At 44.5% G+C, this 23,951-nt stretch carries 25 protein-coding genes; 2 read left to right on the top strand and 23 right to left on the bottom strand.

Features of this window, described 5'->3' with window-relative positions:
* Positions 1–10: 10 nt before the first annotated feature.
* Positions 11–625 carry a TetR/AcrR family transcriptional regulator gene (locus GZ22_RS18085; protein WP_051748317.1) on the bottom strand — a complete coding sequence of 205 codons (615 nt, stop codon included), beginning with the start codon at positions 623–625 and terminating at the stop codon, positions 11–13.
* 190 nt (positions 626–815) lie between these two features.
* On the opposite strand from GZ22_RS18085, the gene GZ22_RS14905 reads away from it, so the two are divergent.
* Positions 816–1,586: an SDR family NAD(P)-dependent oxidoreductase gene (locus GZ22_RS14905; RefSeq protein WP_038564147.1), complete on the top strand. Its 771-nt coding sequence runs from the start codon at positions 816–818 to the stop codon at positions 1,584–1,586.
* Between the two features lie 42 nt (positions 1,587–1,628).
* On the opposite strand, the gene GZ22_RS14900 is transcribed toward GZ22_RS14905, so the two are convergent.
* From GZ22_RS14900 to fabZ, 9 genes are all read right to left on the bottom strand, one after another.
* A complete protein-coding gene (locus GZ22_RS14900) occupies positions 1,629–1,907 on the bottom strand; it encodes an AbrB/MazE/SpoVT family DNA-binding domain-containing protein (RefSeq protein WP_038564144.1) in 279 nt (92 codons plus the stop codon).
* 113 nt (positions 1,908–2,020) lie between these two features.
* Entirely contained in the window at positions 2,021–4,420 is a 2,400-nt protein-coding gene (locus tag GZ22_RS14895) for a cell wall-binding repeat-containing protein (RefSeq protein ID WP_038564141.1), read from the bottom strand.
* Between the two features lie 179 nt (positions 4,421–4,599).
* Positions 4,600–5,688, bottom strand: coding sequence for a glycosyltransferase family 4 protein (locus GZ22_RS14890; RefSeq protein ID WP_038564138.1), 1,089 nt, complete (start codon positions 5,686–5,688; stop codon positions 4,600–4,602).
* A 97-nt stretch (positions 5,689–5,785) separates the two neighbouring features.
* On the bottom strand, positions 5,786–7,030 hold the full coding sequence (locus GZ22_RS14885; RefSeq protein WP_038564135.1) for an efflux RND transporter periplasmic adaptor subunit: 1,245 nt from the start codon (positions 7,028–7,030) through the stop codon (positions 5,786–5,788).
* 13 nt (positions 7,031–7,043) lie between these two features.
* Complete coding sequence (locus GZ22_RS14880; protein ID WP_051748315.1) at positions 7,044–7,718, bottom strand: hypothetical protein; 675 nt, start codon at positions 7,716–7,718, stop codon at positions 7,044–7,046.
* A gap of 102 nt (positions 7,719–7,820) precedes the next feature.
* The gene (locus GZ22_RS14875) at positions 7,821–8,939 is read right to left on the bottom strand and encodes an acyltransferase (RefSeq protein WP_038564132.1); all 1,119 of its coding nucleotides are present in this window, start codon (positions 8,937–8,939) and stop codon (positions 7,821–7,823) included.
* 192 nt (positions 8,940–9,131) lie between these two features.
* Positions 9,132–9,758 (bottom strand): hypothetical protein, encoded by a 627-nt coding sequence (locus GZ22_RS14870; RefSeq protein WP_038564129.1) that lies wholly within the window; start codon positions 9,756–9,758, stop codon positions 9,132–9,134.
* A gap of 88 nt (positions 9,759–9,846) precedes the next feature.
* Positions 9,847–10,332: a competence protein ComK gene (locus GZ22_RS14865; RefSeq protein ID WP_038564127.1), complete on the bottom strand. Its 486-nt coding sequence runs from the start codon at positions 10,330–10,332 to the stop codon at positions 9,847–9,849.
* Positions 10,333–10,448: 116 nt separating this feature from the next.
* Positions 10,449–10,871: a 3-hydroxyacyl-ACP dehydratase FabZ gene (gene fabZ / locus GZ22_RS14860; protein WP_038564125.1), complete on the bottom strand. Its 423-nt coding sequence runs from the start codon at positions 10,869–10,871 to the stop codon at positions 10,449–10,451.
* Between the two features lie 122 nt (positions 10,872–10,993).
* Between fabZ and GZ22_RS18475 the strand changes: the two genes are divergently transcribed.
* Entirely contained in the window at positions 10,994–11,152 is a 159-nt protein-coding gene (locus GZ22_RS18475; RefSeq protein ID WP_123921910.1) for a lmo0937 family membrane protein, read from the top strand.
* Between the two features lie 35 nt (positions 11,153–11,187).
* Here GZ22_RS18475 and GZ22_RS14855 read toward each other — a convergent pair whose 3' ends face one another.
* From GZ22_RS14855 to GZ22_RS14795, 13 genes are all read right to left on the bottom strand, one after another.
* On the bottom strand, positions 11,188–11,451 hold the full coding sequence (locus tag GZ22_RS14855; protein ID WP_038564124.1) for a DNA-directed RNA polymerase subunit beta: 264 nt from the start codon (positions 11,449–11,451) through the stop codon (positions 11,188–11,190).
* Positions 11,452–11,471: 20 nt separating this feature from the next.
* Positions 11,472–12,269, bottom strand: a complete 798-nt coding sequence (locus GZ22_RS14850) for a flagellar hook-basal body protein (RefSeq protein WP_038564122.1) — start codon at positions 12,267–12,269, stop codon at positions 11,472–11,474.
* A 12-nt stretch (positions 12,270–12,281) separates the two neighbouring features.
* Complete coding sequence (locus GZ22_RS14845; protein ID WP_038564120.1) at positions 12,282–13,100, bottom strand: flagellar hook-basal body protein; 819 nt, start codon at positions 13,098–13,100, stop codon at positions 12,282–12,284.
* Between the two features lie 130 nt (positions 13,101–13,230).
* On the bottom strand, positions 13,231–14,232 hold the full coding sequence (mreB, locus tag GZ22_RS14840; protein ID WP_038566166.1) for a rod shape-determining protein: 1,002 nt from the start codon (positions 14,230–14,232) through the stop codon (positions 13,231–13,233).
* 180 nt (positions 14,233–14,412) lie between these two features.
* Complete coding sequence (gene spoIIID, locus GZ22_RS14835) at positions 14,413–14,682, bottom strand: sporulation transcriptional regulator SpoIIID (protein ID WP_038564118.1); 270 nt, start codon at positions 14,680–14,682, stop codon at positions 14,413–14,415.
* A 213-nt stretch (positions 14,683–14,895) separates the two neighbouring features.
* Positions 14,896–15,963, bottom strand: a complete 1,068-nt coding sequence (locus GZ22_RS14830; protein ID WP_038564115.1) for an AimR family lysis-lysogeny pheromone receptor — start codon at positions 15,961–15,963, stop codon at positions 14,896–14,898.
* A 222-nt stretch (positions 15,964–16,185) separates the two neighbouring features.
* A complete protein-coding gene (gene spoIIQ, locus GZ22_RS14825) occupies positions 16,186–17,103 on the bottom strand; it encodes a stage II sporulation protein SpoIIQ (protein ID WP_038564112.1) in 918 nt (305 codons plus the stop codon).
* A 75-nt stretch (positions 17,104–17,178) separates the two neighbouring features.
* Complete coding sequence (spoIID, locus tag GZ22_RS14820; protein ID WP_051748312.1) at positions 17,179–18,219, bottom strand: stage II sporulation protein D; 1,041 nt, start codon at positions 18,217–18,219, stop codon at positions 17,179–17,181.
* 106 nt (positions 18,220–18,325) lie between these two features.
* Positions 18,326–19,213: a C40 family peptidase gene (locus tag GZ22_RS14815; RefSeq protein WP_038564109.1), complete on the bottom strand. Its 888-nt coding sequence runs from the start codon at positions 19,211–19,213 to the stop codon at positions 18,326–18,328.
* On the bottom strand, positions 19,210–20,307 hold the full coding sequence (locus GZ22_RS14810) for a dipeptide epimerase (protein ID WP_038564106.1): 1,098 nt from the start codon (positions 20,305–20,307) through the stop codon (positions 19,210–19,212). Before GZ22_RS14810 ends, GZ22_RS14815 begins: the two co-directional genes overlap by 4 nt.
* Positions 20,304–21,230 carry a S66 peptidase family protein gene (locus GZ22_RS14805; protein WP_038564104.1) on the bottom strand — a complete coding sequence of 309 codons (927 nt, stop codon included), beginning with the start codon at positions 21,228–21,230 and terminating at the stop codon, positions 20,304–20,306. Before GZ22_RS14805 ends, GZ22_RS14810 begins: the two co-directional genes overlap by 4 nt.
* Positions 21,231–21,307: 77 nt before the next feature.
* Positions 21,308–22,933 carry a peptide ABC transporter substrate-binding protein gene (locus tag GZ22_RS14800; RefSeq protein ID WP_051748311.1) on the bottom strand — a complete coding sequence of 542 codons (1,626 nt, stop codon included), beginning with the start codon at positions 22,931–22,933 and terminating at the stop codon, positions 21,308–21,310.
* A gap of 24 nt (positions 22,934–22,957) precedes the next feature.
* Positions 22,958–23,947: an ABC transporter ATP-binding protein gene (locus GZ22_RS14795; RefSeq protein WP_038564101.1), complete on the bottom strand. Its 990-nt coding sequence runs from the start codon at positions 23,945–23,947 to the stop codon at positions 22,958–22,960.
* Positions 23,948–23,951 lie beyond the last annotated feature (4 nt).

Raw genomic sequence — 23,951 nt, 5'->3', positions numbered from 1 at the left:
CGACTCTCATTTAATTCTGGGAGTCGTTTTCCTTTTGTACAGTTGCATTGATTAGTCTATATGGGCGTACCCGAACTAATTCTGTAAATTGTTCCGAAAGATGCAAGGTGGAAAATTTGAAATTCGAGTCTGCCCAGCGCATGATAAAGCCGACAGTAGCTGCCATTTGAAAGTGAATCATCAGGTCATAATCAACCGGAATCCTTGGAGTCTCTGTCTCCATATAAAAATCACCAGATAAGCATTCGACGAATACTTGCAGCATCTTGTCAGCTATGTCAGGATAAAGAATTCGCAGCGCCTGTAATACACGTCTTTCCTCATAGATATGCGTGAATATGCGCATCGTAGACGGAGCCTGCTCCTGTAAATCGACATAAGCACTTTCCTTATAAGGTTCTAACAATGCAATGGAAATGCCATCCAGGAAATCAGTAAGGATACTTTGCTTCAAGCTCTCCTTATCGGCAAAATGCTTATAGAAGGTGCCCCGGTTATAATCAGCTTTATCGGCTATTTGCTGGATGCTGATCCGCTTATCTTCTTCCTCCAGAATCAAATCGATATATGCCTGTTTAAGTGCTTTCACACTTCTTTTGCTACGTCGGTCCGTTCTTAATTTCATCAACAAAACCGCCTTTTTTGTTTATTAATAGCATCTATTTTACAATCTTTTAATCTATTTGTTGAATAGGTTACATTACCTAGATTATTGAGCATTGTTACCTAGTTGTCAATGCGCTAAGATTACTATGACATAACCTTCTCAAAATCTTCAGCTAATATCTTCTACATACAATAAGGGGGCTCGCACAGTGAAAGAATTCCTAGGACAGGTCGTATTAATCACTGGTGCTGCCGGCGGAATCGGGTCAGCTGCAGCCAAAGCTTTTGCAGAAGCAGGCGCTAAGCTTGCGTTGATCGACCTTTCAGAAAAGGCATTGGAAAGGGCTGCGGCAGATATTGATACAGAAAAGATTCTGCTTCCTGCAGACGTTACAAAAGAAGCAGAGGTAGAACAATTTGTTGAAAAGACACTGCATCGATTTGGAAGAATTGATGTGTTTATCAATCAGGCAGGGTTGAGTGGTGATTTTGTTGCGATTACAGAACAGACTGCTGCGAGCTTGGAGGAAGTACTTCAGGTGAATGTTGTCGGGGCTTTTCTCGGTTTAAAGCATGTTTTACGTGCCATGATTAAGCAAAAAAGCGGCGTGGTTGTGAATACTGCATGCAGCGGCAGCCTACTGGGCGGGCCCGGTATGAGCACGTACGTCGCCTCCAAGCACGCTATGCTCGGCCTCAATAAAACAGCCGCATTGGAGGTAGCAGACTACGGTATAAGAGTAAATGCAATTTGCCCATCAGCTTTAGATACAGAATGGATGGAAGCAGTCGAAACCAAAGCAGCTAAAGGGAATGAGAATGCGGCTCGCCGAGGCTTTGAAGCGAGTGTGCCTATGAATCGGTATGGAGAAGTCGAAGAGGTAACTGGATTGATGCTCTTCCTTGCTTCTAATCGCTCCAGCTTCATCAACGGTTCTTATTACCGAGTCGATGGAGGACAAGGCACAACCTCTGTATAAAAAAAGAAAGACGAGCGACAGTTCCTGTCCGCTGCGTCTTTTTTAATTGGAATCAAGTTCTTCTTTTAGTTTGTCAAAGAGGATGCGGGCACCTTCCGGACTTAAATACAGATTGTCTGCATATTGCTTGTTTTCCGGCGTAATTTCTCCCGTTATGGCACAAGTAAAACCAGGCTGATACTTTCGGAAGATGATCTTGTCACCTTCGACAAAAATTTCCACAGGATCTTTTTCTTCTATGCCGAACTCTCTTCTAATTTCTTTCGGCACGACGACACGCCCAAGATGATCGACACGTCTCGTAATCCCGGTACTCTTCATGAAAACGCCTCCTTTACTGTGATGTTAACACTATACTATATATTTCTAATTATTGAAAATATTATTGTCGTAAAAAAGAGCACAAACACTAATTATGTTTGTGCTCCCTTGTGCTACTGAAGTATCCCTTCCAATTCCTTGCGTGTTCGATCCGTGATGGCTGCATCGGAGCCGAGATAGAAGATTTCCGGCTGATCGGTGATCTTGTTCAGGAAAGCTCGCGTTGGCTTCGTGACAGCATCCGGTCTCGTAAGAACGATCGGTGCATCATACTTAGCAGCTAGCGGTGCACCCGACAAACTATCTACAGTCGTTTGACCGTTTGCAAAGAATACTTGATCTGGATTGGTTCCATAATACTTTGTGATAACAGCAGCATTTGTTGAATAGCGATCAGCTCCGTATACGCGCTCCACAGAGGCGCCAAGCTGCTTGACTGCATCCGCTACGCGTTTGGACACTACTATCTCACTGCCGATAATCGTTACTTTTTTGATACTATTGCGTTTGATATAGTTTTTCACTTCATCATGCAGTTCCCCTGTTCTTGTCAGCAAGATAGGAATGCCCTCTTTGCCGGCATGCGGTCCGATAGTTAACGCATCCGGTGATGTCTCATCTCCGACTGCCAGGAAGATCTCTGATGGTTTACTCGCAACAGTTGCTACTTCCTCTGCTACCTTTACGGCTGTCGCATAACGAGTAGATCCGGCTACCCGTTCGATTGTGCTATTTGGAAACTTTTTACGTAAATCATTTTCGACATTTTTTGAAATAGCTGGTTCTGCACCAACAATATAGATGATGGACGGATTCAGTCGGTCAATCTCTGTAACTGTGACTTGCTCCAGCTTATTTTGATCAGTTAACAAAAGCGGTGAATCCATTTGAGCTGCAAGAACGCTTCCTGTGAAAGCATCGATTGGCAAATCACTTCTTCCAAGTACGACTGCTTCAGGAGATTCCAAATGCCAGCCGTAGTTGGAGATACTTGCACTAGTAGCATTACGGCGAGAACCCTCCAGATTGTGCACGACAACAGGTGCCTTGCTCAAATAACCGCTGGCTACATAACCAGTCTTACCGCTGCTTGTTCGTACTGGGTACCAGACATAATGATTTACATTGGAATTATTCGCAGTGTAGCCGCCAGTGATGGTCAGCCTCTCCCCTCGTGGCAAAGAACCGACAGAAGATCCATTCGGGCTATTGCGCAATGTAAGCGCGTCAGCTGTAACATAGACTGTGCTGCCATTCCCATAATTCTGTGTGCTTTCATGCAATGGTCCTGGCGTGGATATTTGGTTTGTCTGGAACGAGAAATAAGAACCTAGTTTTCCGCTAATTCTGCCAGGTGTTAGTAGATGAGTTGGGAAAGGTGTCGTCGTTATCAACGACTGATTCTCCATCTCCTTATAAACGAGCTCCTGGTAAGCAGTTTGCGGATTAGCTATTGGATCATTCCGCTCTAATCGGCCATTATATGCCAGAATAGCAAAGTACCAGTTTTCTAGTTTGTCCGGATTTCCGTCGTTTACCTTCGGAATCAGATTATATGCTAAAGTGGATTCAGCTTTTGAGTTGGCTTCGTTCCATTTGTTTTTTAATATACGCATCCCGCGGTCGATATTATAATCGATATCATGCATTAGACGCTCGATTTCCTCCGTATCATTGCGGTTATAATCGGAAACCTGCATGATTCCAATACCGATACAGTCATAGCCGATCACCACATTGGATCCATCCGCAATGCTGCAGGAAGCCTGATAGGAAGGTGTACTTCCTGTCCAATACTGTTTCCACCCGCTTTCACGGAAAGCGATTGATTTAACGATCTCAGCCGGCACGTCGTATTTAACCGCTGCTGCTGTCAGCTTACGGCTGATCGTATCATAGCTTGGATTTGTATATCCTGCAGCACTAGCACGAAACATGCGCGCTTTTGCAGCACTTGCCGTCAGCTCTGTCCGAGTATCCGCCTTCGTCACCTGTTGCGGAGCTACTGTAAATGCTTCAACATATACTTCTTTAGGCTCTGCAAGCGGTACATCCTGTTCTATTTTCGGGTAGCTGACTTCAAGCTGCGCTCCTTCCTCATCTACAGTGAGTCTCGCTCCTTCATATAAATCGGATTGATAAATGCGTTCCAGTTTCTCATTTGTGACATGCAAAATGTCGAATTGCAGAGCTTGGGCAGTTCCATGAGTACGATACTCTACAATTAAATAAGATGCATTATCCATTTTTGTTTCCTGAATAGAAGCAATATCTGCATCTGGAATCGTGGATTCATAAGTTTTCCCAGAATCCCCTGTAATACGAATTACTCCATTTGTATCATTCGTCACTTCGACAGTTTTACCATCTGACAATTGGACTGTGGCTGCACCCTCTGAAAAAATATGACTGTTCGATTCCGCATAGACATCACCCGGCTGGATGAATGCTAAGCATGCGAGAAAAAGACCAGTAAAAAAGACAAGTGTATACGTCGCTCTGCTTCTTTCCACCTGTTACCCTCTTTCTTTTACTAGATTCACAATACAATATACTTATGTCGAATTTTGTATTGCCTCTTTTAAACTATAAAAAGGGTAGGTGAATTTTACTAGACACTCGGAAGAAACTTAACATTGCAAAACTCGATTTTACAATTGCTTAATAAAAAAAGCCCAACCACAGTTGGACTTTATACAGAGAATATTTTTGAGAGACGAGGCTTGATTGCTTCCACTTCATAAGCTGCTGCCGTCTGTTTTGCCTCTTCTTGCATTATCAGCTTCGCTGCTTCTGGCAGCTCCATATAAGTTTTAATGCATCCAGCCAGCTCCTCAGCTGAGCCTGGTTCAAAAAGAAAGCCATTCCTGCTGTGTTTCATGTAGTCTAACAGTCCTGCCATCCGGCTGCCGATAACGGGTGTCCCGCATGCCATAGCTTCCAGACCTACAAGCCCAAGGCTTTCTCCTTCCCGCATTGTCGGAAAACAGAACACAGTCATACTATTGTATACACTGTTCAGCTTTTGCTGGGACAGAAGCGGGAAATGTACAAGATCTTCTCGTAAACCATAATCATCCACCAAGTTATCGAAGTTCTCTTTTTCCAATCCATCACCGATGAACAACAGCTTATGGTTTTCCAGTTTGCCTTGTTCCTTCAGCAGTTTGGCTGCCTTCAGATAGACATCCCAGCCTTTTCCTCTATCAATTCGACCAACAAATCCGATATAGCTATATGCTGCATTTATCTCCAGCTCCTGGCAAGCGAGCTCTGTTTCCTTCTCATAAAAGGTATCTTTATTAATACCGCCCGAAGGAAATATTTCGATCCGATTCGTCAAACCATATTTCTGCTGCACAAGCTGCTTATAATAAGCGCTCGGTGTAATAACCGTATCAGATACTTCTAACAGCCGCTTCACATAGGGCTGGTATTTCTGCCGTTTCTGAAACTCAGGCACAACATCACTGCCGTGTACATTTGTGTAAACAACCATGTTTTTATTCAATTTCTTGGCAATCAGCACCGGAATTGAATTATGCGTTGCATAATGCACATAGGTAACATCATATTTCCGGAATACTGATTTCCCAATCACGTTGATAAAGTGACTGGCATAAGTAATCAGCTTCCCGATGGAGCTTGATTGCTTTGTGACAACAGTACGGTCGAAAGTTACTCCCGATTGTGCAAGAATCTTCTCGGTATTTTCGACAAACACCCCATAATTGGGGTGCTGCTTACTTGGATACATATTTGCGATCAAATGAACTTTCATACAATGTGCCCCTTACGTACGTGATTGTAAACAAATTGTACGCTGATTCGACATTAGATGCAGTAGAATTATCTACTTCTTTAGAAACAATTTACAATCAATGATCAAGCAAACCTAGCAGAAATTCATAGCTTGTGAAGGAATCACTCCAAGTCGACCAGTTCATTTGCTGAGCTCTCCACGGCGTAACGAAAGGTTCGTTTTGGTAATAATCACCTTGATTTGCCGGAATGAATGCCCCCGCTTCCAGACCAGATGTAATAGCCGCCTGTTTATCGTTCTGCGCCCCGATATCCACTTTGGTGGTGAACAGCTGACCATTTGCCATTTTCCAAACTTGATTGTTTTTCACCTGCGCTGGTTTAACTGCAGGAGCTTGACTGGCATAAGCAAGTAAAATATCCGTATCTAAATGATAGCCAGCTAAGAGCTTATCGGCTTGTTCATATTCAGCAAGATAAGATGCTTCAAACTTATACATACTTTCCTTTTCAGCACTAGTAGCAGGCTGTTCAGCCAACTCCGTGATTTCCCCTTCCAAAGCAGGACCATCATCAAGCTTCGCTTCAATCGTCATAGCATTTTGCACCTGTTTCCGCTCTGCTTCGGTCAGTTCTCCGGTAATAACGAGTTCACTGCTTTGTAAGGTAATAACAGGCTTTTTCCCAGCTTCATCGATGGATTTAACAGTACCTGCCGCTGGACTCGATACAGTCACATATTCACCTGTCTCCTCCAAACCTGCCAGCTGCTCTTCTGCTGCAGTCAGCTCAGCATTTTTCTCGGCAAGTTCTTTTTCCAGACTGATGCGGTATTGCTCCTGCAGTTGAGTAGTCTGTTCTTCCGTTGCTTGCTGCAGCGCTTCCGTTGCTGCAACCGTGTCTTCTTCGTTCTCAGATTCGTCTATCGTTTCTGGAACATTTATATCTTCTGCAAAGGCGGCAGCCGCAAAATCAGACTCACCTGCTTCTGAAATTGCCTGCTCGACTGCCAACACTTGTTCATCCAGCAAGTTAATAGTAGCAGTTAGTTCACGATATGTTTTCGCATAATCAGCTACTTGGTAGGTGAACAGATCAGCTCCCTCTTCTACTGTATCGCCAGGCTCTACAAGCATTTCCGATACAGATCCAGATTCTGACTCCAAATAGACTGGCACTTCATGTGCAGAGTTTAGTACACTCGGGACCGTTAACGTTTCTTTCACATCCTGGGCTGTTACCTGCTCCCACTTATGTATAAAATTTGTCCTGCCTACTCGGCCATCATCATCCAAAAACAGGATAGCAATGTTAACCAGTACAAGGACGATTCCTAACGTTAGTATTAGCTTTTTCATCATCCTTCAAGTCCTCCTATGCGAAGATGAATGCAACAATCTTATTCCCAATCCCGCCAAGCAGTGTCAGCAAAAGAATATAACAGAGATAGATCATACCGACAACAGCCGATACATGCCATCGTTTAGCTGGGAACAGTACAAGCAGGCATCTGGCTTGGAAATACAGAATGAACAGCTGGAACAAAGATACTGCACCAAACAAGCTGATGACCCAGGGTCTGTCTGTAAACAAATCTGAAATAACTCCAAGTGAAAACGGCGATCGATCCCATTCTAAGCCCGCTGCTAGCAATAGAAGCAGCCAAGATAGAGCTTCCAGCAGTAATACAACCCCAACACTTAACTGGATCACAATTAGTTTCTGATAAGGAATTTCATAAAACAGATAAAATACGAGAGAGACAACAAAGATGACGAGCAGTCCGAGTCCGAGTCCCCAGACGAGACGTCCGATGATGAACGAAAACTTCGCGTATTCGTAATCCGAACCTATGTACACTGCATTCAATTGATTAAGTGTCTCTGTCCCGGCACCAACCCATCCTAGTGCAGCATAGACGAGACAGAAAGCGAGCAGAATCAGAACAGTCCAAAGCCAATGGCCACGCAACTGCTCCGCTTCCCGCAGTTTAAATAATGTCTCCTTCGGGTTAGTCAAGAGACGGAAAGGATTCGTATGATATGTCATGTTATGCCATCCTTCTTCTATGTATATAGTAAAAGATTACCGTAATTTTTCAAAATTTGCACATATATTTACAATAAAAAAATAGACTGGCAAAATGCCAGTCTATTTGATAAGGCTGTTGCTTGGCCGAAGTGCAGTACGATGCTTCGTTCGTTTTGGCACAACCGGGTTGCTAAGTTTGCCTTTAATATATTGTAAGCCTACATAAGAAAGCAGAGATAACACATACAGAATAGGTGCATAAAGCAGACCCCAGACAAACGTATGCGTCACAGCTGATTGATCGAGTGCTTGATCCAAGATGCTGCGCCATAGTGTATGAATCAGGTAGATACCGACTACATTCTTAGCGACAATACTAACATAACGATGCTTGCCGATGTTACGTGCTTTCAAGGTGAACAGAAGCAGGAATATCGTCAAAGGAATAGTACTGATAAGATACTCTCCTTGCGGCAAATCCAACCCGTAATAGAGGATCGAACGCTCCATCAGCTGCAGTGCAAAGCCAACAGCAATTATCGCACCGATTGTCCTTACACGAATTGCTTGCGCTGCATAAACTATCTGTTTTTCATATAAACCAAAACAAGCTCCTAATGCTGTATAAAATAAACCGAAGTAAATTCCGTTTCTTGTTGTCTCCTCCATCGTTACATGGAAAAGTGCTCCGTAAGATTGCCCCAAAAGGCCTATCAGGTTAAGCACAAGACCGACTAGCAATGTAATCTTCATTAGACGTAATCTGTACGCAGCATAGATGATGATAATCGAAAAAATCAAAGCAAACATAAACCAAAGCTGAAATTGCGTGTACGATATTCCATCCAATAATGTACGCCATTGGAAGGTATCTTGAAAGTAAGCAGTCAGCTCAGCTTTTTGCTCACTCATCGTTCCGTTTGAAGTAGAAAGCATTTTTATAAAATCATATACCCAATAAAAAGCAAACCATGCTGCAAGCAAGCTGATTAGCTTACCAGTATAGCGTTTGAAGTATGCGAATGTATCATCTGTTCGCTGCAGCTTCATGGCGAATAGATAGCCAGATGCTGCAAAGAAGAATGGTACTGAGAAGCGCGCGATTGTATCGATGATGAAGGCCCATGTTTCTCCGTTTCCGAATGGGACAGCAGTGTCTCGGAATGTGTGTGTATGAATACACACGACTCCGAAGATTGCCAGGCATTTGAAGAAGTCTATGGAGTAATTCCTCGTCATGTGCATCTACCTGCTTTCTTTGTTCTAAGAAATTCTATCCGTCTTTTTCTCTTTATATACCCTGTGATCAGGGTGCCGCAATACTTTTAACAGAACTGTAATGACAACACAATCTGCGCGCAATATGATTACAAACTCTATCCAGTTCGTCCTAATTTTCCCCACAAAAAAAGCACTTACCGCAGTAAGTGCTTAGATGGTTTTGCTAAATGCCTGCACAAGGAGATCTAACTTCTTGGCATCACTTGGAGGCTCATAGCTATGGTCTTTGAAATGCTCATCAAATGCAACAGCCAGTGTGTCGAAACGGCTGTCTTGCAAAATCGATTGGTAAAATTCAAAAAGCTGACCGTATTGTTCGATATAGCGGGTCATTTTCTTATCGAATCCGATTAGGTGATTGGCCGATGGCATACCGAGGAATGCAATTCTAGCTGGATCATATATCGGATAATGCACATTCAGCAGATGCAGCATATGTGTAACGAGGGGAAATTGCATCGAAGGGTTGCCTCGGCGGTTCCTCACTTCATATAACGCTGCTGTCAATCCGACGATTTTCAGCTTGTCCGGCTGACGTGCGGCTTCTTGAAACAGACGGAAATAGGTATGTTCGAATGCCTCTGTCAGATTGGGATTGACTAAACCTATGTAGTGCTTCAATACATATTGAAATACTGGATTATGGTCAGGTCGTCTCGCTTCTTGGCGTAAAAACGCATCGAGGGCGATATCCTCCCGTCTGATTGATGTTAAAAGCTGGTCTTTATGAAGCAGCAGCTGCTCCAGAAGATCGGCTCCGGTGTATGTGTCGCGCATAAGACAGGTTTCCTCCTCCACTCCAAAGCTGGTAATTATAGTTTACATGATAACATAACAGCTTCGGCAGAAGAAGTGATTGATAGTTTCAGGATAAGCTTTGCCCCATGAAGAAATGTTCATTATTGAGTAAGGCAATGACAGTGCCTGTCCTTTTGTACTGCTGGTCGAAGGAGCGTTCAGATGTTTCCACAAATAGTGCAGTACCATTATAGAAGCTGACTTGGGTACGGCTTTTCGTTTCTTTATAGGATTGAATATGATAGAAGGACAGCCAGACGCAGTTAGTGTTCGTAGGTGAGGAAGTTGGGAGCATAAAAACGCCGTGGGCCGGATGCACTGGAATAGGCACCTTCTTGTCCGTCCGCAGAAGTCTGCCAATTGCATGTACCCTGCCCTCATAGGAGGATCCGTACTGCATGCAGCTATGATCAATGATCGAAAGAGGTGATTGTTCCACTAATATTTCTTTATCGGCTTCAAGAACACGGGATTGATACACAGGATCGTGCAAACGAAACACAGCAATAGTGTTGCGAGTAATGATGTACTGTTCCCTTTTTTCTATTTGCATAATTTCCCCCTCCAATATTGACTGATACAAGACTATATTACTATAAACAGCCGCTGCAATATGTTAAGGAGATGTAAAAAATAGTAAAAAAGGACGAAGCATTATGCTTCGCCCTCTTATTTAATTGCAAATGTGATTTCAGCTTCGCAAGCAAGCTCTCCATCAACAGTTGCTGTTGCTTTTCCTTTACCGATTGGTCCCTTCAAACGGACAATCTCTACTTCCAGCTTCAATGTGTCACCTGGTACTACTTGGCGCTTGAAGCGGCATTTATCAACACCAGCAAGGAAGCCGATTTTCCCTTTGTTTTCTTCCTTCATCAGCATCGCAAAGGCACCTGTCTGTGCAAGAGCTTCAAGGATCAAGACACCTGGCATTACCGGATAATCTGGGAAATGTCCTTGGAAGAATGGTTCATTGATTGTTACATTCTTCTTTCCAACAGCGCGTTTGCCTTCTTCAATTTCAGTTATTTGATCCACAAGCAAGAAAGGATAGCGATGCGGGATTATTTCTTTGATTTGTTGAACATCATACATAATATGGTGAGCCTCCTGAATGGTTGTCTTTCCTAACGTATTATACCAAAAATGAGGCTTGCATGTTTAACACGTTTTGCGTTAAGGGTATTGTTCCATAAAACTGCTGGGAGGGAAGCCAATTGCTTAATCTTTTATTATGGATCGGCATCATCGTAGTCGCATTCTGGCTCATTGGTGTCATTTTCAATATTCTCGGAGGAGTTATTCACATTTTCCTTATCATTGCTGTGATCATGTTCGTTATTTATGCAATCAGAAAGAGCAGAGGCAGGAAATAGAAAAAGCTGGTTCCGGAATCCGGAGCCAGCTTTTTTTATGACTTTTGGTTTACCAAGTCATAGATATGTGTCCATGTATCTCGTTTGAGGACGTCCAGTGCATTGCCATCTCCAAGTACACCATACCCGAAGAGCAAACCGAGCAGCAGGAAGATGATCAGGATAATCGGCACTACAAGCAGACGGAGCCATATTGGAAACAATCTTCTCCGCTGTTTTTTCGGCGCCTTTTCTCCTTCTGCCTTCTTCTGTTTATCATGTTGTTCTTTTGTCTGGAGTTTGGATGCATTACTCGACATAGCGTTCTGGCTCCTTATTCTTATCTAATCTGGTTAATGAGTCCGCTCATCTGGTCACTCATGGAAATCGAACGTGCATTGAACTGATAAGCGCGCTGTGTATTCACCATTGCAGTCATCTGTTCACTAAGATCAACGTTTGAGCCTTCCAGGCTGCCTGCCTGAAGTTCAATGTCTCCTGCACCTAGCACTTGGGCAAGAGCAGGATCAGCCAGTTCAAAGGCTGTATCACCTGTACGTGTCAGAACACGTGGATTATCGATAGCTGTAATCTGAAGGTTCGCTTCCACAGCATTTTCTCCATTACGTTCAACAACGATCTCTCCGCGGTCATTGATTGTAATACTATCAAAATCAGGACGTAATGCAATAGGTCCATCGACACCGTTCACCAAATCTCCATCTGCTGTTGTCAACGCAACTGTCCCATCCTGCTGCGGCTGAAGATAGAAATTCCCTGAACGTGTATAGAGCTGCTGTCCATCATCGCCTGTAATCGTGAAGTATTGGTTGTCGTTCACAAGTGCTGCATCAAGATTTCGGTCCGTTGTCTGAATCGTTCCCATTGTCATGAGCGGGTTTGTACTGCTCATATATGCTCCTGATCCGATCCGGATACCATCACTTGTGCTTCTGCTTGTTTCATTTGCCTCGTCATTCGGCGGGTTGTTCATCTGCTGATAAAGCAAGGAAGAAAAATTAGAGGTCTGTGCTTTATAGCCTGATGTATTTGTATTCGCCATATTATTCGCGATTAAATCCAATCGCTGCTGCAGCTGCCCCATTGTTACGGCAGCCTGTGTCATCATCCTGCTCATTTTACTCCTCCTTTACAGCTTCCCGACTTCATTGACTGCTTTTCCAAGGCTTTCATCATATGCTGTCAACACTTTTTGGTTCGATTCGAACGTCCGGTATGCCTGCATCATATCTGCCATTGTCTGCTGCAAGTCAACATTCGAGCCTTCTACTGCTCCCTGGACAATGTTGTACGTTACGCCAGCCGTCGCCCGGGCATCAGCTGCCTGTGCTTCATCACTTGCGGTATAAACGTTTTCACCCTGCTTGTCCAGCAGATTTGCATCCTGAACATATGTCAGTCCGAGCTGAATGTTTCTGCCGTCGGTAAATTGCATAGAACCGTCTGCTGACATCGTATACGTCTGATTATTCGTCTGAATTGGGTTGCCTGTCGTATCAAGGACATAGCTGCCCTGATCGTTCGTCAGAAAGCCTTCTTCATCGACCGTAAAATTACCGTTTCGAGTATACGCTTCGCCATCTGCTGTCTGCAGATTGAAAAATACAGAGCCATTTTCATCCGGATACGTACCGTCCACCAAAGCAGTATCTGTACTGATACCTGTTTCACGTAAATCTCCTTGGACAAAGTTCGGAATCGTCTCTTGTACATATACGCCGGAATTGATGCTGCCGATTTCCTTAGAAGTTGTAACATATCGAGAGTTATCCGCCGATGTCTGCTTGCTCTCCATTGATTTCAAAAGCATTTCCGGAAAAGCTCGAAGCTGCCCTTGATCTGCTTTGTACCCATTCGTATTCGCATTAGCCAAGTTATTAGACAGTACTTCCTGTCTGCGCTGCTGGGCGAGCATACCGGATGCAGCTGTATATAATCCTTTTAGCAATGTTTCGGTCCTCCTAAGGCGGTTAGATTGCCAATTGTTTTGTTTCTATCTATTATATCGGCAGACTCCTAAACAAATTGAACCTCTTCCGTATACAAAAGAGTTCAAAGTATACAGAAGAGGTCAATTATCATACTACTTTTCGTTTTTCTAATTTATCGATGTTTTCAAGCATTATACCAGTGCCTTTTGCTACACAATCCATTGGATCTTCTGCAACGAATACAGGAACCTTCAATTGTTCAGCAAGCAGCTGATCAATACCGTGAAGCAGTGCTCCGCCGCCAGTAAGGATAATACCGCGGTCAATGATGTCTGCAGACAGCTCAGGAGGTGTCTGTTCCAGTACTGTACGCGCCGCTTGTACAATCATAGCTACTGACTCGCGCAGTGCTTCTTCTATTTCTTCCGAATAAACAGTGATCGTACGCGGAAGACCGCTTACCATATCCCGGCCGCGGATATCAATAGATTCCTGACGCGCGCCTTCAAACACTGTTGCAATTTCGATCTTGATATTCTCGGCTGTGCGTTCACCGATCAATAGCTTATATTTACGTTTGATATACTGCAGGATTTCTGCATCGAACTTATCTCCAGCCATCCGAATGGACTGTGCTGTCACGATGTCACCCATGGAAAGAACAGCAACATCTGTTGTTCCGCCACCGATATCTACAACCATATTACCGCTAGGCTGGAATATTTCCATTCCTGCACCGATAGCAGCAATTTTTGGTTCTTCTTCCAAGTATACTTTCTTACCGCCGGATTTTTCCGCCGCTTCTCTAATTGCTTTTTGTTCCACTTTTGTAATGTTCGTTGGGCAGCAAATCAGCATGCGCGGTTTGGATAGAAAACCTTTTACATTGATCTTGTTGATGAAATAGCGGAGCATCGCTTCTGTTACATCAAAGTCAGCGATTACGCCGTCCTTCAACGGTCGAATCGCCTCAATATTTCCAGGTGTTCTGCCTACCATGCGTCGTGCTTCTTCCCCGACTTCTAGTACATTTCCTGTAATTCTGTCCATCGCGACAACGGATGGTTCATTCAGAACGATTCCTTTTCCTTTTACATGTATTAGTACGTTTGCTGTACCGAGGTCAATTCCTATATCTCGTGCCAATATCCTCAGATCCTCCCTGTAAAGATAGAAACTTTGTCGCATCCGTTCGAGAACATAATGCTACTTATTTTATAGTTTAGCACAAAACATGGAGAATAGTAGCAAATTATGAAAGAAAATAAGGATAAAAGTAGGAATATTGGTAAAGGATTGGATGGAATTTTACAGGATGAAAGTTGGGTACTAGGCAGGCGCGTCGGTATTTGTTTCCAGTTTATATTTCAGTTTGGTCGCTTCTCCGCCCCTCAGATGACGTATTGCTTTGTGGTAGTCAAGGATCTCCTTCACTTCATTGGCCAAATCTGGATTGATTTCCGGCAGTCTTTCTGTCAGATCTTTATGCACGGTACTCTTGGATACACCGAATTCCTTTGCAATCACGCGAACTGTCTTCTTCGTCTCCACAATGTGCTTACCTATGCGCACCGTGCGCTCCTTGATATAATCATGCACAGCCCATGCCTCCTTAAGTTGACGGTTCTTGATGTTCATGAGACAAGATGAGAAGCGATGAAGTAATTCGGATATGTATTTTTCTTGTGCAAGTCATAGCTGTTTAGGCATCTGCGGCGTTGAGCGCTTCACACTCGTTCCCTTCAAACACTTGCATTGGTTTGTTTCATCTTATTAGCTGCAAAGCTGTTTTATTCCATAAAAAAGACCCTCTCAGCTGGTGGAGGGTCTGTTGTTATCTATTTTTTGAATGGCATACATAGGTAATCGGGAAAAATAGAAGTCTTTATGTCTGCGGATAAATTGGTGATAGGACGATACTAGATAATCCTTATTCTGGTGGATGAGTCCATAGAAGTACTTATAAAATGCTGTTTGTTTTTCGGGTTTCCACTTAGGATAGCGCTTTCTTGCGCTGTCTACCTCACCAAGCTGAAACTCGATATAAGCAAGAGCAAGCGGATCACTTGTTATATACGTATGCAGAATACCAAAGTGAGCAGCTACAATCGGCAAAACTTGTCGGTCGAGCAATTCTGCAAGATATGTGATGTTATACTGTTTTGCCATCTTGCTCCCTTCAGCAAGATGAGAAAAGCTTGCAATCTTATCATCGAACAGAAAGGTCAAGCCCATTTTATAATGCTGTACGGCTCGCTGGCCTGGCAGATATGTATGTTGGAGAATATTTCTGCTATGTTTTCTGGCAATGATTAATTCGTTTCGTTTCCAGTGATACTGAAACAGCAGCTTGTCCAGCCGGACAGTCATCATGATGCGCAGGAAATAATCTTTGATTAGGATAATTGTTTCCTGTAATTCATCTAGATAATATGCAATAGCATGATAATCATGGCAATGAAAATGCTGATATATCCTGCCGAACAGAACCAAGGCTTTCGCCTCCGGAAAATCAGCTTGATAGCGGCTGATTTGTCTTTCAAACTCATCACCTGGCAGTTTGTACGCTTGATACTGGATTATCAGTTCATATAAATAAGCATACGATCTGTTTCGCTGGTACAATGATTGCTTATTCTTCTGTATCATAAGCTGAAGCTCTTCCTCATAGTAGTTCATCCCGAGGAAATCCATCGCTGCCAGCTGAACTTCGGCAGATGAGGAATGTATACTGAAACTCGCCGCCTGGTCTACAACCTGCTTCACATCATGACTTGCCTCCACTAGCTGAATGAAAGACCAAAGATCTGTCATTCGGCTCGATGCTGCCGAGAGCTTGCCCAAGTCAGTCTCTTCCTTACGCAAACTTGATTGATTCAACGTTCCTTTCTCCTCTCACATTTCCCAATCTTACCTCCATGGAATCACTTGACTTCGACTTTCAATTTGTGTTTTGCACCATTTCATTATTCCATCTTTTCAGATAATTTCAAGCGGTTTCAAGACTGATTCGTTCGACAAATTATTAGGTTTCTTGGTTTTATTGTTGGACTGCTTTTTGCCTAAAAAAAAGCATCCCGTGCTCGGGATGCTTTTGTCGAATCAAGTCTGGGCTGAAGAAGAGGAAGACGTTGCTTCGTCCTCTGGCTGCTCATTTTGTTCTGGAGATTTTTCTTCATCAGATCTGTCTGGTGTTTCTTCTTTATCACCTGATTCGTCTGTTGGAGTTGCTTCAGCATCAGCATTTTCTTCCGCTGGAGCTTCTGTCTCCGTCTGTTCGTTCTGTCCAGCTGTGTCAGCTGTTTCTTCTTGTACTGCTTCTGTTTCTGTTTTCGCTTCCTGCAATTTGCTTACAGGTTGGTTGAAGAAGCTTTCCGGGTTTACAGGTGTATCGCCGTTAAGTACTTCAAAGTGCAAATGAGTCGCTTTATCTTTTGCAAATAGGCTCTGTCCTGCTGTTGCAAGCACATCACCTTGCTTCACTTCTTGGCCTGCTTCTACTTTCACATCTTCCAGACTAGCATAATATGTTGCTACTCCATTTTTATGCTCGATCTGAACAACGTTACCGTGCAGGGCATCTTCCTTCACTTCTGTCACTGTTCCGCTTAATGCGGCCAGGACGTCGAAGGCTTCGCCATCAGCTGCAGCGTAATCCACTCCGGTGCTTTGATAGTATTTGTTGTCGTAGAGTACGAGTGCATTCTCTTGGGCTTCGCTGTCTGCTTTGTGATCATAGAATTTCGTTACGACTGTCGCTTCTGCATCTTCTGCTACAGGAGCTTTTACTACTTCATCTTGTTCTGCTACAGGAGTTGCTTCTTCATCGCTGTTGAAGCCTAGTGAATCGAAGATACCTTTATCTTCTTCTGCCTGCTCAGGTTCGTTAGTGCCGCTCTGATACCACAATACTGCTGTTAAAAGCAAAGCGGAAATACCAAGATACAACGCTGGGAAAAACCATTTTTTACGGAAAAGACGTTTCCATTTAGATTTTGAAACGCTATTTTTTTCCTTCATAGATCATCACCTCTGCAACCATTGTCGTCACAAAGATAGATTCCTATACATGCGTTTCAGAAAATTTTTCCAAACTCATTTAGACACTAGCTTGGCGCCTTCTGCCGGCAGTTTATTAATCTCTGTATCCTTGTAATAGTACGTCAAGATATCCTTGTACGATTTGCCTTCAGCAGCCATGCCATTCGCACCATATTGACTCATTCCAACGCCATGACCATATCCTTTTGTTTGGAAAATCAGATGATTATCTTTCATCGATAACGTGAAATCTGTCGATTTGAGTCCTAGTTTTTCACGAATTTCTCTGCCTGTGAACTTCTTGCCGCCAATTTCTACTTCGGCTACGCGCTGACTGCTATTGCGTTTCAGCTCACCTGGAGGCTTATTCGGATCAATAGCAACACCAAGCAGCTTTTCTGCTTCTTCAATTACAATCACTTTCTGATCTTCGAATTTAGGTGATTGTTCATCCCATGGACTTTCAACTGATTTCAAATATGGCAGCGGATTTTCCCAATAGTCCTCCGCATTTTCCGTATATCCATTGCTTGTGGAGAAAAAAGAAGGTGTAATCGGTTCGCCGTCATACATGATAATCTCTCCGCTTGTTCCTTCCACAGCTTCTGTCAGCTTCGACATTTTTTCTTCATAATCCTTGCCCCATGCCTGGCGGAGCTCCTCTTCGTTCTTATATACTTGGTCACTGGTAGAATCCGATACCTCAATTGCTTCCGGTTTCTCTGCTTGATGATCTTCCATATAACGCACTACATATGTCCGTGCTGCGACAGCTTGTGCCTTTAGTGCTTCCAGTTCAAAATCGGCGGGCATCTCAGAAGCGACCACTCGTGTCACATACGTCTCAAGCGGAACCGTTTCAACTGTATTGCTTGCTGTACGGCTCACTTCCACTGCTACACTTGCTGTTTCCTTGATTTCTTTTTCTTGTTCCATTGCCGTTGCCGTCCTCTCCATTCCACCGGGGTCTATAAATGGTACTACAATCAATGTCGGGAGCGCCACGATGACGGTGAATAAACAGACAATCAAGATGCTGATTAAGACGTGGGACTTGAGGCGTCGTCGTTTAGTGCTTGGCTTCTTGTTTTGCATAGAGGACCTCCTTATCTGCCTGCTGGTCTACTCTTTACTCTATGTAACTTCTATGGATTGCTAGAACATCTACCCATAAAAAAATAGAGTACCCGCAGGCACTCTATTAGCTCCAATATCTTCTAATGGCACAAAGCTCTGTTTCATATACCGTTCCGTCCAAATCCAGCAATTCGATTTGTTTTCCTGTTTTCGGAGCATGCAGCATCTTACCATTTCCATAATAAAAGCCAACATGGTGGACACGTCCCTTACCGTTCTCATAGGCAAAGAACAGCAAATCCCCCGGTTTTGCTTGATCAAAACTAATGGCTCTCCCCTGCAAAGCCTGTGCACTGGCATCTCGCGGAATGACATAGCCCCCTGCAAGGTGCACGTTGTGGGCAAATCCAGAGCAATCATAGCCCCAGCTGCTCATCCCGCCCCATAGATAGTCCAGCCCGATGAATTGTTCTGCATACGCAATTAGCGCCTCTCCGTCTTCCTCACGCTTGGTCCAAAGACTGCCTTCGGACTTGGAGATCCTCCCTCGGCCGTACGGCGTCAACACGGTAAAAGCAGTTCCTGAATCTTCAATAAAAGGCAGTTTTGTCAAAAAGCTGAGCTGTACCACCTCACCAGTATCTTCTACCAGCAGAGTCGCCTGCTTCGCTCGTACCTCAATCATGTAATCTGACTTCGGCAGCGGTGCCGCAAGCTGGCGGGCAGGAATCCAGCCAGGATATCCTTGCTCATTTTTTGGTGTTGACTGGGATGGTATGACTACTTTGACCCAATCATCCTTTCTATCCACTTCCCATACTGTCGTACCGAATAGCACTTGAGACTGAAGCAAATTGTTTTCATGAAGCTCCAATCTGTCAGTATGGGAAAGCGCATGTACCCAGCGTAATGGATCAGATGGATTCGCAACAATTGGTGCATCTACTTGTCTGGAGGAGTTCGGTTTTGTCCACAGATTAGCGACAGAAACAGCAATTACACTTTCTTTCATATGACCTTTTCTCCTTGAACATCCACTGTCAGGATACCAAGTCCTGGCGACGCATTGAGCAGCAGTCTGCTTCCTTCATAGCGGACGCCTCCTGTAACGTTATCCTCCCGGAGCATGAGCGGTGCATCAAAATCGACCCGCGTAATATGCTGCTGACTGGCAGCCAGATGCGCTGCAGCACTGATGCCGATTCTGGATTCAATCATACAGCCGACCATGCATTCTACATCATAAACCTTCGCGATACGGGCAATATCCAGTGCCGGCTGGATGCCGCCTGCTTTCATCAGCTTAATATTAAGCAAGTCAGCCGCACGCATTTCCAGGAGTGTAAGAGCGTCCTGCGGTGAAAATAAGCTTTCATCAGCCATAATTGGTGTCTCAACATTTGATGTGACATACTGCATGCCCTTCACATCTGCAGCCGCCACCGGCTGTTCCACCAATTCAATGTTCAGGCCCATATCCTCCATCCTGGTGATAGCACGGACTGCTGTCTTCCTATCCCACCCCTGGTTTGCATCAAGCCGAAGGGTGATACTGCTGCCAACCGCCTCACGAACTGCTTGAAGCCGTTTTATATCAGATTCAATATCGTCTTTGCCGACTTTTATTTTTAAAGTGCTGAAACCGTCCTTTATATAGCCTAATGCGTCTGACGCCATTTCCGATGGCGTATTGACGCTGACAGTGTAGTCAGTTTCCAATGTATCTTTTGCACCGCCAAGCAGCTGATATAGCGGCATACCAGCATACTGTGCAATACAGTCATGCAATGCCATATCTACGGACGCTTTGGCGCTTGTATTGCCAACGAGACAGTGCTGCAGTTTGTGGAACAATACATCCCGCTCAAGTAGTGACATGCCGACGATGGCTGGTTTGATGACAGCATCCACGGCATAACGAATACTTGCCAGACTATCTCCGGTGATCACATGCGTCGGCGGGGCTTCACCCCAGCCAATTAAACCGTCATCTGTCGTTACTTTTACAACGATCGCCTCTGCTACTGTCACTGTTCTTAGAGCTGTCTTGAAGGCTTTTTTCAAAGGAACAGCTGATTGGTATACATCTATTCGAGCAACTTTCATGCTCTTACCCCCGCACTCACACGCAGGGTTTTCGTTTTTGTATCCATTGTTGCTTCTGTTCCAAGCGGAACCGTGATATTCGGATTGCAATGCCCGATCCGGAACCCTTTGAGGACTGGTTTTTCCAGGTCAGTCAGATAATCAACAAGGACTTGATCAAAGGAAAGCGACGTTTCCGGATCCTTCGCTTCACAATCAGTGAAATCTCCGATAAGGATGCCTTCCGCCTGCTCCAGCTTACCTGCGTGCTTCAGCTGATTCAGCATACTGTCAATTTTATATGGCGGCTCTGCAACATCTTCTAATAATAGCAGCTTGCCCTTTGTATCAATTTCATCTGGTGTACCGAGTGTGCTCGTCAGCAAAGATAGGTTGCCTCCTACTAATGTTCCGGTAGCCTCGCCATGCACAATAGCCTCCAGCGGTGAAATAGCTGTTGTATAGATAACGTCCTGCGGAACGAAGAATTGCTGCAGCAAATCATAACTCAGTTTGGCAAAATCAGATTCTCCCATGTCAGAAGCCACCATAGGACCATGAAACGTAATCAGTCCTGTCCGCTGCCGTATCGCTGTATGTAAATACGTTATATCACTATATCCAAGCAGCACTTTCGGCTTTTGTTTGATAACTTCATAATCGAGTAATTCGACTATTCGACCAGAACCATAGCCGCCTCTGCTACATATGATTCCTTTTACTTCATTATCTTTGAACATGTCGTTCAAATCGGCAGCCCGATCCGCGTCAGTACCGGCCAGATATCCATATTTTTCATACACATGCTTTCCTAGCTTTACGCGGAGACCCAATGACTCTACAATTTTGATCCCCCGCTCAAGTTCCTCGCGTTTAATCGGGCCTGCCGGTGATACAATCCCGATGGTATCTCCTTTTTTCCATACAGATGCTTTCACAATTATCTCCTCCTGCTCCTAGTCTATATGTATGGTATGACAGACAGAAAAGAAGTGGCTCTCACCACTTCTCCTCTTCTGCTTTATTCAATATCCGCCCATTTCAACTCCAAGTAGCCTACTGGGTGCATGATGACATTCTTTACATTCGTCTTTTGCAAGTACACATGCTGGTAGAAATGAAGTGGTACGATCGGCATTTCATCCATCAAGATTTTCTCTGCTTCCATCAGCATCTCGTAACGTGCTGTCTCATCACTTTGTGTTTTTGAGTCAGCAATCAGCTTATCGTACTCTTCATTGGACCAGCCAGTACGGTTAGAAGAGGATTCAGTTGTAAAGCTCTCCAGGAAGTTAACAGGATCACCATAATCCGCTAAGAAAGATCCGCGGAACAATTGGTAGACAAGTTTTGTCTGCTCTTCACTGAATACACTAGATTCGACTGTCTGCAATGTTACATCCACGCCTAAGTTTTCGGAAAGCATATTTTGCACGCCTTCTGCCAAGCGTTCATTTTCTGTATTTGTACCGTATGTCAGTGTTACAGCAGGCAGCTCATCCCAGCCTTCTTCCTGCATGCCTTCTTCGAGAAGTTTCTTAGCTTCGGCTGTATCATCTTGTACAAGATCACCATTTTCTTCACGGAAATCGCCGCCATCTGGTGTTTCAAAGCCATATGGTACAAAGCCTCGAGCAGGCTGTTCACCAATACCGCGGACAAACTCAACGATATCATCACGGTTCATCGCCATTGCGAAAGCTTTACGGACCTTTTCATTCGTAAATGGTTCTTTTTGTACATTAAAGCGGAGGAATTGGTCACCGGCCTGTACCTCGGTTACCAGTTCATCACTTTCCATCAGTTCCTTCGCATTATCTGCTGGGATGGAGGATCTGTCCAAGTCACCGCTTTGATACATTTGATACTCTGTATTCCGGTCTGCAACCATTGCCCAGTTCACTTGATCAAGTTTCACAGTGTCAGCGTCCCAATATTCCGGGTTTTTAGTCATAATCAGTTCTTTGTCATGCGACCAGCTGTCGATTTTGAATGGTCCGTTGCTCACATATGTGTCTGCTTCGGCGAACCATTCTGGATTTTCTTCTGCTACCTTTTCATTAACTGGGAAGAAAGCAGGGTTAGTCAATAGGTTCAGGAAGTATCCAGTTGGTGCTGTAAGTGTCACCTTGAACGTCTTTTCGTCGACTGCTTCAATACCAACATCATCCGCACTGCCCTCTCCGCTGTTATACGCTTCGGCTCCTTCGATTACATATGCAAGGAATGCCGGCTGATAAGCCTGTTCCGGATCCAGCATATGCTTCCATGCGTAGACAAAATCATTGGCTGTAACATCATCACCATTGGACCACTTGGCATCGTCACGCAGATGGAATGTATACTCCTTACCGTCCTCACTAACATCCCAACTCTCTGCAATCGCTGCTTGTGGCTGGTGACTTTCATCAAGACGAGTCAGTCCTTCCATCAAGTTGTTGACCATAACCCAAGATACGCTGTCAAAACCTTCTGGAGGATCAAGGGATGTAGGTTCCTGGCCGTTATTAAGGCGAAGTACTTTCTTGTCTTCTCCTTCTTCACCACCGCCGCTTCCGCCGGCACTGTTATTGGCTGTACATGCAGAAAGTAAAAGGACTAATGCAGCAAGACAAGCAATCATAGATAATTTCCAGTTTCTATTCATCTCTTTTCCCCCTTAAAAATTTGATCAGACTGGCTGCCGTTTGGCTCGTGCATCCTGCAGCCAGCATTCCACCTGATGTGAATCGGAAAGATAGCTGGTGACAGGATGCACATTCGCGCACACTTGCATCGCATGCGCACAACGCGCAGTAAATGGACAGCCTTGCGGCGGTGCAAACAAATCCGGCGGTGTTCCGTCGATCGGCTGCAAAATATCTTCTTTCATATCCAGACGCGGCACAGATTGCAGCAACCCTATCGTATACGGGTGCTGCGGATGATAAAAGATATCATCTTTATCACCGGTCTCTATGATTTTTCCCCCATACATAACTGCGACCCGATCCGCAACCCGGGCAACGACCCCAAGATCATGAGTGACAAGAATGATAGACACACCTGTTTTTTCTTGGATCTCTTTGAACAGCTCCATGATTTGCGCCTGGATAGTCACATCAAGTGCTGTCGTCGGTTCATCAGCGATGAGCAAATCCGGTTCACAGATCAGCGCCATAGCAATGACAATTCGCTGTCGCATCCCGCCGCTGAATTGATGCGGGTATTGCTTCAGCCGGCTCTCCGGATTGGCTATACCGACAAGACCGAGCATTTCCAAGGCCTTTGCCTTCGCTTCAGCTGAACCCACTGACGTATGCTGCTTCAGTCCTTCCGTCAGCTGATCACCTACAGTCAAGGTCGGATTGAGCGCAGTCATTGGATCCTGGAAGATCATTGAGATGTCGACACCACGGATAGCACGCATTTCCTTTTTCGATGTTTTTACAAGATCCTTGCCTTTGAAACGGATAGAACCTCGGACGATCTTTCCTGAAGGAGATGGAATGAGCTGCATGATGCTGTTGCTCGTCACGCTTTTTCCGCTGCCGGATTCCCCTACAATCGCCAGCGTTTCTCCTTTGTTTAAATAAAGATTCACACCTCTGACAGCCTGGACAGTTCCGCCATATGTCGAGAAATGCACATGTAAGTCATCAATTTCAAGTATCTTTTCCATTCTG

This window comes from Terribacillus saccharophilus (assembly GCF_000725365.1).
Taxonomy (GTDB): domain Bacteria; phylum Bacillota; class Bacilli; order Bacillales; family Amphibacillaceae; genus Terribacillus; species Terribacillus saccharophilus.
This window is presented reverse-complemented; position numbering and strand designations above follow the sequence as displayed.

Excerpts from the sequence above, each read along its gene's own strand:
- GZ22_RS18085 (WP_051748317.1), bottom strand. The coding sequence starts at position 625 with ATGAAATTAAGAACGGACCGACGTAGCAAAAGAAGTGTGAAAGCACTT.
- GZ22_RS14900 (WP_038564144.1), bottom strand. The coding sequence starts at position 1,907 with ATGAAGAGTACCGGGATTACGAGACGTGTCGATCATCTTGGGCGTGTC.
- GZ22_RS14890 (WP_038564138.1), bottom strand. The coding sequence starts at position 5,688 with ATGAAAGTTCATTTGATCGCAAATATGTATCCAAGTAAGCAGCACCCC.
- GZ22_RS14885 (WP_038564135.1), bottom strand. The coding sequence starts at position 7,030 with ATGATGAAAAAGCTAATACTAACGTTAGGAATCGTCCTTGTACTGGTT.
- GZ22_RS14880 (WP_051748315.1), bottom strand. The coding sequence starts at position 7,718 with ATGACATATCATACGAATCCTTTCCGTCTCTTGACTAACCCGAAGGAG.
- GZ22_RS14875 (WP_038564132.1), bottom strand. The coding sequence starts at position 8,939 with ATGACGAGGAATTACTCCATAGACTTCTTCAAATGCCTGGCAATCTTC.
- GZ22_RS14870 (WP_038564129.1), bottom strand. The coding sequence starts at position 9,758 with ATGCGCGACACATACACCGGAGCCGATCTTCTGGAGCAGCTGCTGCTT.
- GZ22_RS14865 (WP_038564127.1), bottom strand. The coding sequence starts at position 10,332 with ATGCAAATAGAAAAAAGGGAACAGTACATCATTACTCGCAACACTATT.
- fabZ (WP_038564125.1), bottom strand. The coding sequence starts at position 10,871 with ATGTATGATGTTCAACAAATCAAAGAAATAATCCCGCATCGCTATCCT.
- GZ22_RS14855 (WP_038564124.1), bottom strand. The coding sequence starts at position 11,451 with ATGTCGAGTAATGCATCCAAACTCCAGACAAAAGAACAACATGATAAA.
- GZ22_RS14850 (WP_038564122.1), bottom strand. The coding sequence starts at position 12,269 with ATGAGCAGGATGATGACACAGGCTGCCGTAACAATGGGGCAGCTGCAG.
- spoIIQ (WP_038564112.1), bottom strand. The coding sequence starts at position 17,103 with ATGAAGGAAAAAAATAGCGTTTCAAAATCTAAATGGAAACGTCTTTTC.
- spoIID (WP_051748312.1), bottom strand. The coding sequence starts at position 18,219 with ATGCAAAACAAGAAGCCAAGCACTAAACGACGACGCCTCAAGTCCCAC.
- GZ22_RS14815 (WP_038564109.1), bottom strand. The coding sequence starts at position 19,213 with ATGAAAGAAAGTGTAATTGCTGTTTCTGTCGCTAATCTGTGGACAAAA.
- GZ22_RS14810 (WP_038564106.1), bottom strand. The coding sequence starts at position 20,307 with ATGAAAGTTGCTCGAATAGATGTATACCAATCAGCTGTTCCTTTGAAA.
- GZ22_RS14800 (WP_051748311.1), bottom strand. The coding sequence starts at position 22,933 with ATGAATAGAAACTGGAAATTATCTATGATTGCTTGTCTTGCTGCATTA.
- GZ22_RS14795 (WP_038564101.1), bottom strand. The coding sequence starts at position 23,947 with ATGGAAAAGATACTTGAAATTGATGACTTACATGTGCATTTCTCGACA.